The sequence below is a fragment of the Rathayibacter sp. AY1A3 genome (genome assembly GCF_002930975.1).
Classification (GTDB): domain Bacteria; phylum Actinomycetota; class Actinomycetes; order Actinomycetales; family Microbacteriaceae; genus Rathayibacter.
The window spans coordinates 130625-145128 of sequence record NZ_PSTO01000001.1 but is presented as its reverse complement, the minus strand read 5'-3'; the positions used below and the strand labels follow the sequence as shown (position 1 = coordinate 145128).

The following is a 14504-nucleotide window of genomic DNA, read 5'->3' as shown; positions in this document are numbered from 1 at the left end:
CTGGACAAGGGCAGGACGAGCGCGGCGGAGGCCGTCGCCGACATCCCCGACGGGGCCTCGATCGCCGTGGGCGGCTTCGGCCTGGTCGGCGTGCCGATCGTGCTGATCCGCGCACTGCTCGCGCAGGGCACGCGCGGGCTCTCGGTCGTCTCGAACAACTGCGGCGTCGACGGCTGGGGACTCGGCGAGCTGCTCTCCGCGGGCCGGATCGACCGCGTCACCGCCTCCTACATCGGCGAGAACAAGGACTTCGCGCGGCGCTACCTCGGCGGCGAGCTCGAGGTCGAGCTGACCCCGCAGGGCACGCTCGCCGAGCGCCTCCGGGCCGGCGGCAGCGGCATCCCCGCGTTCTACACCGCGAGCGGCGTCGGCACGATGGTCGCCGAGGGCGGGCTCCCCTGGCGGTACGCCGCCGACGGGAGCGTGCTCGTGCGCAGCGACCCCAAGGAGGTCCGCGTCTTCGAGTCGCTCGGGAAGCCGACGCAGTACGTGCTCGAGGAGGCCATCGTCACCGACTTCGCCCTCGTCCGCGCCGCCCGAGGCGACCGCCACGGCAACCTCGTCTTCTCGAAGTCGGCCCGCAACTTCAACCCGCCGGCCGCGATGGCGGGGCGGATCACGATCGCCGAGGTCGACGAGCTCGTCGAGCCGGGCGAGCTCGACCCCGACGACATCCACCTGCCCGGCATCTACGTCGACCGCATCGTCGAGCTCTCGCCCGAGGAGGCCGCCGACCTGCCGATCGAGAAGCGCACCGTGAGGCCCCGCGCCTCGCGAGAGGAGGACCGCGCATGACACCGCTCACCCGTGACGAGACGGCCGCCCGCGCGGCCCTCGAGCTCACCGACGGCGCGTACGTCAACCTCGGCATCGGGCTGCCCACGCTCATCCCGAACCACATCCCCGCCGGAGTCACGGTGACCCTGCACTCCGAGAACGGCGTGCTGGGAGTGGGCCCCTACCCGTGGGAGGGCGAGGAGGACCCGACCCTCATCAACGCGGGCAAGGAGACGATCACGGTCGAGCCCGGCGCCGCCTACTTCGACTCCGCGCAGAGCTTCGCCATGATCCGGAGCGGCCGCGTGGACGTCGCCGTCCTCGGCGCCATGCAGGTCTCGGCGCACGGCGACATCGCCAACTGGGCCGTGCCCGGCCGGATGGTCAAGGGCATGGGCGGGGCGATGGACCTCGTCCACGGCGCCGACCGCGTCATCGTGCTGATGGAGCACGTGACGAAGACGGGCGAGCACAAGATCGTGCCCGAGTGCCTCCTCCCGCTCACCGGGCGGAGGGTCGTCGACCGGATCATCACGGATCTCGCCGTGATCGACGTCACCGAGGAGGGGCTATTCCTGCGCGAGACCGCCCCCGGAGTGAGCGTCGCCGAGGTCGAGGCCGCGACCGGGGCACCGCTGATCGTCGCCCTCGCGGAGGCGGCACGATGACGCTGCTGCGCGAGGTCGTGGTCTGCGAGCCGCTGCGCACGCCCATCGGCCGCTTCGGCGGGGCGCTGCGCTCGGTCGCACCGGCGGAGCTCGCCGCGACCGTCCTCCGGGCGATCGTCGAGCGGGCCGGGCTCGACGGCGGGGACGTCGACGACGTGATCCTCGGCCAGGGCTACCCGACGGCCGAGGCGCCGCCGATCGGCCGGGTCGCCGCTCTCGACGCGGGGCTGCCGGTGACGGTCGGCGGGTCGCAGGTCGACCGGCGCTGCGGCTCCGGGCTCCAGGCCGTGCTGGATGCGGCCATGCAGATCCAGACGGGCGTCAGCGACCTCTGCCTCGCGGGCGGGGTCGACTCCATGAGCTCGGCGCCGCTGTACTCGGTCGACGCCCGGTGGGGCGTGGCGGGCACGAACGGGCTGCTCCTCCGTGACGCGCTCGGCCGCGGCCGCGAGACTGCCGGCGGGCGCCACCACCCGATCCCCGGCGGCATGATCGAGACGGCGGAGAACCTCCGCCGCGAGTACCGCATCCCCCGCGACGAGCAGGACGCCCTCGCGCTGCGCTCGCACCGCCGGGCGATCGCGGCGGCGGAGGCGGGCTTCTCCGCCGAGGAGATCGTCCCCGTCTCCGTCCCGGGCAGCCGGGGCGCTGTCACCGTCGTCGACCACGACGAGGGGCCCCGCGCCGACACGACGCTCGAGGCGCTGGCCCGGCTCTCGCCCGTGCGGCGCGACGTCGACGCAGAGGCCACCGTCACCGCGGGCAACGCCTCCGGCCAGAACGACGCGGCAGCGGCGTGTATCGTCACCACCCCCGAGCGCGCCGCCGAGCTGGGCCTGCGCCCGCTCGTCCGGCTGGTCTCGTGGGCGCGCGCGGGCGTCGAGCCGGAGCGGATGGGGATCGCCCCCGTCGCCGCGACGGCGCGGGCCCTCCAGCGCGCCGGCCTCTCGCTCGCCGACATGGACCTGATCGAGCTCAACGAGGCCTTCGCCGCCCAGGTCCTCGCAGTGAGCCGCGAGTGGGGCTTCACCGAGGACGACTGGGAGCGGACCAACCCGCTCGGCTCCGGCATCTCGCTCGGCCACCCGGTCGGCGCGACCGGGGCGCGGATGCTCGCCACCGGCTCCCGGCACCTCGTGCGCACCGGCGGCCGCCACCTCCTCGAGACCATGTGCATCGGCGGCGGCCAGGGGCTCGCGGCGGTCTGGGCCGCCTGCGAATAGGAGCGGCCTGCCAGCAGGGGCCTGCGAAGAGGGGTCGCCTGCGAGCAGCATCCGTCCGCGGGGCCGGGCCGCCGGAGAGCGGAGCCCGGCCCCGCAGCGCCCTCCACCCGCGCCTGCCGCACCCTGCGGTGCAGGCCGGCGCTCAGCCCTGCAGCACCGGCACCGCCGCGTCGCGACGGCGGATCACGAACAGCCCGATCAGCGCCGCGGCGGCCATCACGGCGGCGCACGCCGCGAACACCCCGGAGAACCCGCGCACGAGCTCGGCGGCGGCATCCCCTCCCCCGGAGACCAGCAGGAACAGGTTCGTCAGCAGCGCCAGGCCGAGCGCCCCGCCCACCTGCGAGGCCGCCTGCGACGCAGCGCTGGCGGCGCCCGCCTCGCCCGGCTCCACGCCGAGCAGCGCCAGGTTCTGCGCGGCCACGAACACGCCCGACATCCCCACGCCCATGATCGAGAGCCCGGGGAGGATCTGCCACCAGTACGAGCCGCCCTCGGTGATCGTCGTCAGGAGCAGGACGCCGGGCGCGGCGACGGACGACGCGATGACGAGGGTCCAGCGCAGACCCACGCGGGTGCTCGCGCGGACGAAGACCGGGATGCCCGCGGCGATGCCGATCGCGAGGGGCAGCATCGCCAGCCCGGAGAGCAGCGGGCCGACCGCCAGCACCTGCTGGAGGTGCAGGGTCGCGTACAGCGAAACGGCCGCCATGACCGTCCCCGCGCAGACCTGGATGAGCAGCGCCCCGCCCCGCGAGCGGTTCAGGAGGATCCCCAGCGGCAGGACCGGCGACGCCGTCCGCCTCTCGACCAGCACGAAGGCGACGAGGAGCAGCACGCCCCCGACGAGGGCGACCGGGGTGAGGGGCGCCGGGCTGCCGCCTCCGAGCTCCGTCAGTCCGTAGACGGTGATCGACAGCCCGCCGGCGACGAGGAGCGCGCCGACGATGTCGAGCCTCCCCGGCCCCTCCGCGCGGCTCTCGTCGAGGGTGAGGGCCGCGAGGACGATCGCCAGGGCGCCGACGGGCACGTTGACGAGGAGGCACCAGCGCCAGCCGACCGTCTCGGTCAGCAGGCCGCCGAGGATCAGGCCGAGGGCGGCCCCGCTCGAGGCGACTCCGCCCAGGACCCCGAACGCGATCGCCCGGATGCGCCCGCTCGGGTAGGCGAGGGTGACGATCGAGAGAGCGGCCGGCGCCATCAGGGCCGCGCCGACGCCCTGCGCGGCGCGCGCGAGGACGAACTCGAGGCCGGACTGGGCGACTCCGCCGATCGCGCTGGCCGCGCAGAAGAGGACCACGCCTGCGATGAGGGTGCGCTTGCGCCCCCAGTAGTCGGCGATGCGCCCGCCGACGAGCAGCGCCGCGCCGAAGGCGAGGGCGTAGGCCGTGACCACCCACTGGCGTCCGACGCCGTCGAGCCCCAGCTCCTCGGCCGCGGACGGGATGGCCGCCGTCACGATCGTGGTGTCGAGGATGCCGAGCAGGTTCACGCTGACCACCGAGGTGAGCACCGAGAGCGAGCGGAGATCGAGTCGATCGAGGGACATGGGCTGTGCTCCGTTGTCGTCGACGGAGGTTTCCAGCCTGGATCGCAGTGCGACCGCCCGGTGCGTCACCGGTCCGGTGCCAGCCTAACGCGTCAGCGGCGGACGGGACGAGGCCCGCTCCCGACCGGCCCGGGCGTGCATCACGGAGGGGGACGGGTGACCCTGCTCGAACCACTGGGCGAAGGAGACCTCGAAGAGCTGGTCGCGGAGCAGCTCCGCGCCTCCGACGAGGAGGGCGTCGTCGTCCTCGGTCGAGGGGACGACGAGCAGGTCGCGGGTCGCCAGTGGCGACGAGGACTCGAGCACGGAGCGGCGGACGCCGTCGAGGAACAGCTCGCCGGCGCTCGCCAGCGGGCCGCCGACGACGACCGCCGACGGTCCGACCACGGTGACGAGGGTCGCGACCGCCTGCCCGATCAGCCCGGCCGAGCGGAGGACGAGCTCCCCCGAGACCTGGTCGCCGTCCTGCGCCGCGGCGGCGACGTCGGCGGGCGTGAGCGGGCCGCTCTCCTCCGCTCGACGGGCGAGCGCGGCGCTCCGCCCGGCGGCGACGGCGAGGTGCGCGTCGCGGACGAGCGCCCAGCCGCCGGCCTCCGCCTCGAGGCACCCCGTCCGGCCGCACCGGCAGAGGTGCGTGCCGCCGGGGACGCGCAGGTGGCCGATGTCCCCCGCCGCGCCGGAGGCCCCGCGCAGCAGCGACCCTCGGGAGAGGAGGGACACCGCGATCCGCGTGCCCGCCTCGATCCGCACGAGGTCCGCGCCCGCTCCCCAGCGGGGCGACCGTCCCTCCGCGAGCGCGAGGAGGTGCGCGTCCTCGTCCACCCAGACGGGCGCATCGAAGCGGTCGACCAGGCGCGAGCGCAGATCCGCGCCGTCCCACCCGGGCAGGGCCGGGGACGCGACCGGGCGGCCGGTGGCGGAGTCGACGGGTCCGGGCACGCCGACGGCGACTCCCCAGACGCGGGCGGCGAAGCCCTCCTCCTCGAGGAGGACGTCGAGGAGGCCGATCACGGCCGCGACGGTCTCCTCGGGCCCGTCCGCGCCGTCGCGGTCGCGTCCCCCGCGCGCCAGCACGACGCCCTCGAGGTCGGTGACGCCGACTCGCAGCTCGCGCTCCCCCACGACGCAGACGAGGAGGATCCCCTGGTCGGCGCGGAAGCGGAGCGTGCGCGGGGCCCGGCCGCCCGAGGAGGGCGCGAAGGGCCCGTCCTCGAGGTACCCTCTCCGCTTGGCCTGGTCGATCCGCTGGGTGACGACCGCCCGGGTCCACCCCGTCGCCGCTGCGAGCTCGGTCCTCGTCCGGGCCGCGCCGCTGCGGACGAGCTCCACGACGGTGAGCAGGCCCGCTGCGGAGTCGGACAGCGGAGCGGGCGGAGGCGCGGCGGGGCCCTCGGCGTCGACGCCCGCCCGCACGGCGTGGGCCGGCACGGCGGAGCCCTCCTCCCCGCCGCGCACTCCCCCGCCGGACGCGCTCATCGGAGCGGACCGAGCACGATCCGCCTCGGGCCGGCGACCCCCACCCACGGCCGCGCGGCGCCGGGGCGGCACGCGGCTCCCACGGGCGACCGCCCGCTCTCAGGCGCCGGAGCCGTCACGGCGGTCCTCCGACCGCGGGAGGCGGATCCCGGCGCCGTGGCGGTGCAGCGGATCGACGGTGTCGGACGGCACGTCCGGCCGGCTCGCCTCGACGGCCGCCATGGACCGCGGCAGCTCGACCGGGAGCCGGCCCTCCGCCGCGACGTCGCCGACGAGGGCGTCGAGCAGGGCGCGGTCCGAGACCCCGAAGTCCGCGGTGAGGGCGGCGACGGCGCCGGAGAACGGCGTCAGGATCGCCGCGCGGTCGAGGTGGACGTCGAGGACGACGGGCAGGCCGGCCGCGAGCCCGAGCACCCGGACGACGTCCCCGGCGGGGAAGTCCAGCGAGCCCTGGTGGGTCTGCTCCTCCAGGAAGTACTGCGACCGGGGCTCGAACGGAGCGGCGAGCCGCACGATCGCGAGGTCAGCGTCGGCGGGGTCGTCGACGACCTCGCCGTACTCGCCGGCGACGGCGGGATCGACGCCGACGACGTGCAGGCGCCGTCCCCGCGCCAGCGGCAGCACGCCGTCGTTCTCGAGGACGACGACGGAGCGGGACTGCGCGCGACGGCCCGCGGCGACGGCCGCAGGCGCCCCGATGCGGTCGGCGACGCGGCTCTCGTCGACGAACGGGTCGTCGAAGAGGCCGAGCCGGAACTTGACCAGGAGCAGCCGCCGGGCGGACTCGTCGAGGCGGTCGACGGACACGCGGCCGCTCTCGACGAGCTCGACGACCAGATCGGGTGACGCCTCGCCGCCGAACTGGTCGGCACCCGCCTCGAGGATCCGGAGCACCCGCTCCACCCGGGAGAGGTGCTCCACTCCCCAGGCCTTCGCGGGCCAGCTGAGCCCGCCGATCTCGAGGTCGGTCACCAGGGCCCAGTCGGTGAGGACCACACCGTCGTAGCCCAGCTCCTCCCGGAGCAGGCCCGTGATGATCCGCCGGTTGTAGGCGAAGCCGACCTCCTCGACCGGCTCCCCGTCGAGGACGAGACCGGAGGGGAGGGCGTAGTACGGCATGATCGCGCTCGTGCCGGCGGCGACGGCGGCGCGGAACGGCGCGAGGTGCTCTTCGAACCGGCCGCCGGGGTAGACCTGCTCCCGGCCGTAGGGGAAGTGCGGGTCCTCGCCGTCCTTCTGCGGCCCGCCGCCGGGGAAGTGCTTCGTCGTGCACGCCACGCCGTCCGGGCCGAGGACGTCCCCCTGCATCCCGCCCAGGTAGGCCGTGACGAGCTCGGAGGCGAGGCGGGAGTCGGCTCCGAAGGTCTGCAGCTGGCGCGCCCAGCGCGGCTCCGTCGCCAGGTCGACCTGCGGGTGCAGGGCGGCCCGGATGCCGACGGCGAGGTACTCCTCGCGCACCGTCTCGGCGTAGGAGCGCACCAGGTCCGGGTCGCCGAGGGCCGCGAGCCCGAGGAACTCCGGCCACTCCGAGAAGGCGCCCGCGCGGAACGCCATGCCCTCGTTCTGCGCGAAGCCGTGGCGGGGGTCGCTCGAGAAGGTGATCGGGATGCCGTGCGGAGCCGCGGCCGCCAGCTCCTGCAGCGCGTTCTGCCACGCGGCCGTCTCGACGGGGTCGTCGATGCGCCCGACGTTGAAGTGGTTGAGGAACCGTGAGCCGACGACCTCGCGGTGGGTGCCGCCGAGGAAGTGGTCCGTCGAGTCGTGGTCGCCGGCCGGGAGCGACGAGATCACCGTGTGGAAGAGCAGGCCCGCCTTCTCGGCGAGCGACAGCCGGGGCAGCAGGTCGTCCGCGCGCTGCTCCGGAGTGAGGCGCGGGTCCTCGAAGGGGTCCATCACGCCGTTGCCGTTCAGGTCGCGGAAGACCGCACCGTCCGGAGCCGTCTGCGAATCCCTGGCCATCGTGATCTCCTTGCCGTCTGCACTGACGGGCGACTTCGTCCGGTCACCGCAAAAGGACGATAGCCTAAGGATCGTCTTTCCTGCCGAAACTTCCGAGAGGACCCGCATGGCTGCCGAGCGGTTCACCGGGCTGGCGGCCGTGCTCGCCACCATCCGATCCGAGCCCTCCCTCACGCAGGGCGAGCTCACCGACCGCGTCGGCCTGGGGCGGAGTGTCGTGGCCGAACGGGTCTCCGAGCTCGAGGAGGCGCAGCTGCTCGTCACCGGCGGCCTGGCGCCGTCGACCGGCGGACGCGCACCGCGCCGCCTCCAGATCAACCCGCACGCCGGCTTCGTGATCGGGATCGACGTCACCGCCTACGACCTCTTCGTCGCCGCCGCCGACCTGACCGGCGGGATCCTCTCCTCCCTCCACGAGACCATCGACGTCGCAGACGGGCCGGAGCCGATCCTCGCCCGCGTCAAGGTCCTCACGAACCGGCTCCTCGCCCAGCGCACCTGGCCCGGAGAGCTCCTCGCGATCGCCGCCGGCATGGCCGGTCCCGTCGCGTTCGACACCGGGAGGACCGTCGGCGTCCCGATGCTCCCGGGGTGGGAGGACCACCCGGTGAGGGCCGAGCTCGAGGAGGAGTGGGACGTCCCGGTCTGGGTCGACAGCCGCGTGAACCTGCTCGCCCTGGCGGAGGCGCGCTCCAATCCCGCCGCCCGGACCGCCCGCAACGCGATCTACTTCGAGTTCGGCGTCGGCTGCGCCGCCTCCCTGATCGTCGACGGCCAGCTGTACCGCGGCGCCCACGGGCTCGCGGGGGCGATCGGCCACACCGCGGTCGCCGAGGCGAGCCACGTCGTCTGCCGGTGCGGGCGCGTGGGCTGCCTCGAGGCCATCACGAGCGGATGGGCGATCGCCCGCGACGGCCGCCTGCTCGCCGAGAGCGGCCGGAGCCCCCTCCTGGCCGCGGCGCTCGCGGCGAACGGCGAGGTGCGCCCCATCGACGTCACGGCGGCGGCGGAGGGCGGCGACGCGGCCGCGATCGCGCTGCTCGAGCGCGCCGCCGCCCTGCTGGGCAGCAGCATGGCGACCGTCGTCGCCTTCTTCGCTCCGCAGCTGCTCATCATCGGAGGCGGCATCGCCCGGGCCGGCGAGCTCGCGCTCGTCCCGCTCCGGCAGGCGCTCGACTCGCGCATCCTCCCGGCCGCGGCGGCCGACCTCCTGGTCGAGCTCCCCGTCCTCGACGAGAACTCCGGAGGCGTGGACGGAGCCGTCCACCTCGCCCTCGAGGAGCTCTTCACCCGCGACCAGCTCCCGCGCCTGCTCAGCACGGTCGCCACGAGGGCCGCGCTCTCGGCCTGACGAGCTTCAGTGCCTCGCGCACCGAAGTTGGCCCGGATCCTTGACTTTCCCCGGTACCCGGTAAAAGATCGTCTCAATGCGGGACGCCCTCGGGACATCGCTCGCCTTGCACCCGACCGCCTGCACCCGAATCGCACCGCGGCCCCCGCTCACCCACAGCTGCGGGAACGGGCAGAACATCCCTTCAACGACGAGGAGAACCATGCGCAAGCCCATCGCCGTCGCGACGATCGCGATCGCCGCCCTGGCACTGTCCGCCTGCTCAGCCGAGACGGGCGGCGGGAACGGCTCCGGCTCGACCGCGACGCTCCGGCTGTCCGCCATCGCCGCCGCGGAGTCCTTCGCTCCCGGCGCCTTCGGGACCGGCCCGGTCACGATCGTCCTCGAGCCGGTCTACGACTCGATCTTCCGCAACGACGACGAGGGCGAGCCCGGCGCGCACATCGCGACCGAGTGGAGCTACGACGACTCGAACACGGTCCTCAGCCTGACCCTGCGCGACGACGTGACCTTCACCGACGGGACCGCTCTCGACGCGGACGCCGTGAAGAAGAACCTCGACTCCGCCCGGGCCCAGTCCGGAGAGTCCGGCGGCCAGCTCCGCTTCATCTCCTCCGTCGACGTCGTCGACGCCACGCACCTCACGATCACCCTGACCGCGCCGGACCCGTCGCTGCTGACCAACCTCGGCGGCACGGCCGGCATGCTCGCCAGCCCGGCGGCCCTCGACACCCCCGAGCTGGCCACCGTGCCGGTCGGATCGGGCCCCTACGAGTACGACCAGGCCCAGAGCCAGGCCGGGACGACCTACGTCTACGACCGCAACGAGGACTACTGGGACAAGGACGCGTACCCCTACGACTCCGTCACGGTGACCGTCTACAACGACGCGACCTCGCTGATCAACTCCCTCCGCTCCGGTCAGCTCGACTCCGGCGTCGTGGACGCGAAGGAGGTCGCCGGGCTCGAGTCCGCAGGCCTGAAGACGACCTCCGCGCCGGCCTACACTACGAGCGGCCTCTTCCTCTTCGACCGCGCCGGGACCCAGGTGCCCGCGCTCGGCGACGTCCGGGTGCGCCAGGCCATCAACTACGCGTTCGACCGCTCGGCCTTCGCCGACCAGGTCTTCGGCGGAGAGGCCACGGCGACCGACCAGATGTTCAGCGCCGACAGCTCGGCGTACGACCCCGCGCTCGAGGACGTCTACCCCTACGACGTCGACAAGGCCAAGGCGCTCCTCGCCGAGGCCGGCTACGCGGACGGCTTCGATCTCCCGATGCCCGACGTCTCGGTCGTCTTCCCGGCCCAGCAGGCGGCCGTCACCGAGGCGCTGACCGCCATCGGCATCCGCCCCCAGTACCAGCCCGTCAACGGCGCCACGTTCATTTCGGACCTGCTCTCGGCCAAGTACCCCGCCGCGATCTTCAACCTGAACAGCTTCCGCCCGTGGGACGTCGCCCAGCTCTCCATGACCTCGCAGTCCGTCTGGAACACGTTCAAGACCGACGACCCGACCGTCAACGGCCTGATCACGACCGCCCAGACGCAGACCGGCGACGAGCAGGACGCGACCTTCCAGGAGCTCAACACGCACATCGTCGAGCAGGCCTGGTACGCCCCCTACGCGCAGCAGAACAACGTCTACGCGACCTCGTCGAGCATCTCGATCACGCCGCAGAAGTACCTGACCTCCATCCCCCTCTGGAACTACGCCCCGGCGTCCTGACGGACGGGCCGGCGCCCTCGCGGGCGCCGGCCCCCTCCCCCTTCCGTTCCGACCCTGGAGCCGTCCCATGCTGATGTTCCTGCTGCGCCGCGTCGGCGCCGGACTCGTCCTGCTGTTCGTGATCGCCTCGGCGACCTTCTTCCTCCTGAACCTCGCCGGGCAGGACCCGGCCCGCCAGGTCCTCGGACCGGTCGCGACGGCCGCCCAGGTCGACGCGAAGCGGGCCGAGCTCGGACTCGACCAGCCGGTCCTCGCCCGCTACGGCGAGTGGCTGCTGTCGGCCCTCCGCGGAGACCTCGGCGTCTCCTGGTTCTCGAACCAGCCGGTCGCCGTCCTCCTCGGGCAGGCGCTCCCCGCGACGCTCTCGATCGTCCTCGGCTCCGTTCTCGTCACCGCCCTGATCGGCACCCTGATCGGCGCCTCCGCCGCCGTGCGCGGCGGGATCATCGACCGCGGCCTGCAGCTCGTCTCGACCTTCGTGCAGGCCGTCCCCAACTTCCTCGTCGCGCTGATCCTCGCCTTCCTGTTCGCGGTCCAGCTGCGCGTCTTCCCGGCCACCGGGTTCACCTCGTTCGCGAGCAGCCCCTCGGGCTGGGCAGCCTCGATCGTGCTCCCCGTGATCGCCCTCGCCGTCGGCTCCATCGCCGCCGTCGCCCTTCAGGTCCGCGGCTCGATGATCGACGTCCTCCGGCTCGACTACATCCGCACCCTCCGGGGACGGGGCCTGCCCTCCGGCAGCATCCTGTTCCGCCACGCTCTGCGGAACGCGGCTCCCCCCTCGCTCACGACCCTCTCGCTGATGTTCATCGTGTCGATCTCCGGCTCGGTCGTCGTCGAGAAGGTCTTCAACATCCCCGGCATCGGGACCGCCGCGAACATCGCGGCCGGCCGCGGCGACCTGCCGATCGTGCTCGGGGTCGTGGTCGTGACCGTCGTCCTCGTCGTCCTCGTCAATCTCCTCGTCGATCTGGCGCAGGGATGGCTCAACCCGAAGGTGCGTGTGTCATGACCGAAGGCCTCGTCACGACCGGACCGGTCCGGCAGCGCCGCGCACCGCGGCCCGCCCGCCGCGGATTCCTCCCCCGCCTGCTGCGCGATCCCGGAGCCGTCCTCTCCGTCCTCTTCCTCCTCGCCGTCGTCGTCCTCGGCGTCTGCGCCCCGCTGCTCACCCCGTACAACCCGGTCGAGTCCCGCCTCGCGGACGTCCTGGCCCCGCCCTTCACCGCGGCTCACCCGCTCGGCGCCGACGGCGTCGGCCGCGACATCCTCGCCGGCCTGCTCTACGGCGCGCGGACCAGCATCCTCTGCGGCCTGATCGTGGTCGGCGTCGCCCTCGCCATCGGCGTGCCGACCGGCCTGGCCGCCGGCTACTACCGCGGCTGGATCGACGGCGTCACCTCCTGGGTCGCCGGAGCGCTGCTCTCCCTGCCCGCGATCATCGTGCTGCTGGTCGTGCTGGCCCGCGTCGGCCGGAGCACCTTCCTCGCCCTCGCCGTCTTCGGGGTGCTCATCGCCCCCGCCGTCTACCAGCTCGTGCGCACCTCGGTCCGCGGAGTCCGCGAGGAGCTCTACGTGGACGCCGCGAAGGTGTCCGGGCTCCGCGACTCGCGGATCCTGCGCCGCCACATCCTCCCCGTCGTCGTCAAGCCGACCATCGTCCAGGCGGCGTTGCTGGCGAGCGCCGGCATCGGCATCGAGGCCGGCATCGCCTTCCTCGGGCTCGGCTCCAGCGACAGGGCGAGCTGGGGGCTGATGCTCAACGACGCGTCGCAGAACGTCTACAACGCGCCGATCCTCCTGATCTGGCCCAGCGCGGCGCTGATCCTGACGGTCATGGCGTTCTCGATCCTCGGCAACGGTCTGCGCGACGCGCTGTCCGACGTCGGCACGGTCCGCGCCAAGCGCTCGCGCTCCGCCGCGGCGCTCGTGCCGCCGACCGCGGCCATCCGGACCTACGACCCGATCACCGTGCCCACCGCCATCGGCACGAGCGACTCCCTTCTGGAGCTCTCCGAGCTGCGGGTCGCCTACCCCCGCGCCGAGGGCGGCGAGTCCGAGGTCGTCCGCGGTGTGTCCCTGACCCTGAAGCGCGGCGAGATCCTCGGCCTGGTCGGCGAGTCCGGATCGGGGAAGTCGCAGACCGCCTTCTCCCTCCTCGGTCTCCTCCCCCGCCAGGCGCGGATGACGGCGGACCGGATGACCTTCGACGGCCTCGACCTGCTCTCGATGTCCCCCAAGGCCCGCAACAGCATCCGCGGGAAGCGCATCGGGTACATCCCGCAGGAGCCGATGAGCAACCTCGACCCGTCGTTCCGCCTCGGGTACCAGCTGACCGAGCCGATGCGTCACCACCTCGGCCTCTCGAGCAGCGCCGCGCGCACCTCCGCCCTGGAGCTGCTCGACCGGGTCGGGATCCGCGATCCCGAGCGCGTCTTCCGCTCCTACCCGCACGAGATCTCCGGAGGAATGGCGCAGCGCGTCCTCATCGCCGGCGCCGTCTCCTGCGACCCCGACCTGCTCATCGCCGACGAGCCCACCACCGCGCTCGACGTGACCGTGCAGGCCGACGTCCTCGACCTGCTGCGCAGCCTCCAGGCCGAGCGCGGGATGGCCGTCCTCCTCGTCACCCACAACTTCGGCGTCGTCGCCGACCTGTGCGACAAGGTCGCCGTGATGCAGGCGGGCGAGATCATCGAGGCCGCGACGGCCGACACCCTCTTCTCGGCACCCCGCCACGACTACACCAAGACGCTGCTCGCCGCGATGCTCGAGGACGCCCCGCTGCGCACTCCGGTCGGCGCACCGGGCCGCGCGACCGGAACGGACGGAACCCCGGCATGAGCACGCAGACGCCCCCGTCCGGCACCGCCGGCACACCCGTCCTCGAGGTGGAGGACCTGGTCGTGGAGTACCCGGGCCGCCTCGGACGCCGCTCCGCCTTCCGCGCCCTGCACGGGATCGACATGACGATCGCCCCCGGCGAGACCGTCGGCCTCGTCGGCGAGTCGGGATCGGGCAAGAGCACGCTCGGACGCGCGGTCCTCGGGCTCGCGCCGATCACCGAGGGCTCCGTCCGCTTCGAGGGGAAGGACATCACGAGGATCGGCCGGAGCGCCCGGCGGAGCCTCAGCCGGGACCTCCAGGTGGTGTTCCAGGACCCGTACACGTCGCTGAACCCCGCGATGACGGTCAGCGACATCCTCACCGAGCCGCTGCTCGTCTCCGGCTCCACCAGGAAGGACGCCGGGACGCGCGTCCGGGCGCTGCTCGACCAGGTGCACCTGCCCGCCGACGCCGCCGGCCGCTACCCGCGGGAGTTCTCCGGCGGCCAGCGCCAGCGCATCGCCATCGCCCGGGCCCTCTGCCTCGACCCCAAGCTCATCGTCTGCGACGAGCCCGTCAGCGCTCTGGACCTCTCGACGCAGGCGCGGGTCCTGGACCTCTTCATCGAGATCCAGGAGCGCACCGGAGTCGCGTACCTCTTCGTCACCCACGACCTCGCCGTGGTGCGGCACATCAGCCACCGCGTCGCCGTGATGCGCCGGGGCGAGATCGTCGAGTCCGGCGACGTCGACCAGGTGACCTCCCGTCCGGTCCACCCCTACACGCAGGCGCTGCTGCTGGCGGCGCCGGTCCCGGACCCCGCCCGGCAGGCCGAGCGCCGATCGGAGCGCCGCCGCTTCCTCGACGAGCAGAAGGCTGCTCCCGGGGACGCCCCGATCACGGCCTGACCGGCCCTCGAACACGTCATCGGGACCGCCCGCTCGGAGCGGTC

11 protein-coding genes are annotated in these 14504 nt (G+C 73.7%); 8 read left to right on the top strand and 3 right to left on the bottom strand.

Annotated features, from left to right (window positions below; genetic code table 11):
- From C5C10_RS00685 to C5C10_RS00675, 3 genes are read left to right on the top strand one after another with little or no spacing between them, the layout of a single operon-like run.
- On the top strand, nucleotides 1-795 hold the full coding sequence (locus C5C10_RS00685) for a CoA transferase subunit A (protein WP_104328298.1): 795 nt from the start codon (nucleotides 1-3) through the stop codon (nucleotides 793-795).
- On the top strand, nucleotides 792-1445 hold the full coding sequence (locus C5C10_RS00680; protein WP_104328250.1) for a CoA transferase subunit B: 654 nt from the start codon (nucleotides 792-794) through the stop codon (nucleotides 1443-1445). The genes C5C10_RS00685 and C5C10_RS00680 overlap by 4 nt, the downstream gene beginning before the upstream one ends.
- The gene (locus C5C10_RS00675; protein WP_258060323.1) at nucleotides 1442-2668 is read left to right on the top strand and encodes an acetyl-CoA C-acetyltransferase; all 1227 of its coding nucleotides are present in this window, start codon (nucleotides 1442-1444) and stop codon (nucleotides 2666-2668) included. The genes C5C10_RS00680 and C5C10_RS00675 overlap by 4 nt, the downstream gene beginning before the upstream one ends.
- Before the next feature lie 142 nt (nucleotides 2669-2810).
- On the opposite strand, the gene C5C10_RS00670 is transcribed toward C5C10_RS00675, so the two are convergent.
- The 3 genes from C5C10_RS00670 to C5C10_RS00660 form a co-directional block, all read right to left on the bottom strand.
- Nucleotides 2811-4217, bottom strand: a complete 1407-nt coding sequence (locus tag C5C10_RS00670) for an MFS transporter (RefSeq protein WP_104328249.1) — start codon at nucleotides 4215-4217, stop codon at nucleotides 2811-2813.
- A gap of 84 nt (nucleotides 4218-4301) precedes the next feature.
- Nucleotides 4302-5645: an ROK family protein gene (locus C5C10_RS00665; RefSeq protein WP_258060322.1), complete on the bottom strand. Its 1344-nt coding sequence runs from the start codon at nucleotides 5643-5645 to the stop codon at nucleotides 4302-4304.
- A 147-nt stretch (nucleotides 5646-5792) separates the two neighbouring features.
- On the bottom strand, nucleotides 5793-7652 hold the full coding sequence (locus C5C10_RS00660) for a glycoside hydrolase family 3 protein (protein ID WP_104328247.1): 1860 nt from the start codon (nucleotides 7650-7652) through the stop codon (nucleotides 5793-5795).
- A gap of 106 nt (nucleotides 7653-7758) precedes the next feature.
- Between C5C10_RS00660 and C5C10_RS00655 the strand changes: the two genes are divergently transcribed.
- The 5 genes from C5C10_RS00655 to C5C10_RS00635 all read left to right on the top strand — a co-directional run bounded on the left by C5C10_RS00655 (nucleotide 7759) and on the right by C5C10_RS00635 (nucleotide 14460).
- Nucleotides 7759-9003 carry an ROK family transcriptional regulator gene (locus C5C10_RS00655; protein ID WP_104282558.1) on the top strand — a complete coding sequence of 415 codons (1245 nt, stop codon included), beginning with the start codon at nucleotides 7759-7761 and terminating at the stop codon, nucleotides 9001-9003.
- Nucleotides 9004-9205: 202 nt separating this feature from the next.
- Nucleotides 9206-10729 carry an ABC transporter substrate-binding protein gene (locus C5C10_RS00650; protein ID WP_181073349.1) on the top strand — a complete coding sequence of 508 codons (1524 nt, stop codon included), beginning with the start codon at nucleotides 9206-9208 and terminating at the stop codon, nucleotides 10727-10729.
- 67 nt (nucleotides 10730-10796) lie between these two features.
- Nucleotides 10797-11738, top strand: a complete 942-nt coding sequence (locus C5C10_RS00645) for an ABC transporter permease (protein WP_104282561.1) — start codon at nucleotides 10797-10799, stop codon at nucleotides 11736-11738.
- Nucleotides 11735-13570, top strand: a complete 1836-nt coding sequence (locus C5C10_RS00640) for a dipeptide/oligopeptide/nickel ABC transporter permease/ATP-binding protein (protein ID WP_219813219.1) — start codon at nucleotides 11735-11737, stop codon at nucleotides 13568-13570. Before C5C10_RS00645 ends, C5C10_RS00640 begins: the two co-directional genes overlap by 4 nt.
- Nucleotides 13567-14460: an ATP-binding cassette domain-containing protein gene (locus tag C5C10_RS00635; RefSeq protein ID WP_104282563.1), complete on the top strand. Its 894-nt coding sequence runs from the start codon at nucleotides 13567-13569 to the stop codon at nucleotides 14458-14460. The genes C5C10_RS00640 and C5C10_RS00635 overlap by 4 nt, the downstream gene beginning before the upstream one ends.
- Nucleotides 14461-14504: the final 44 nt, after the last annotated feature.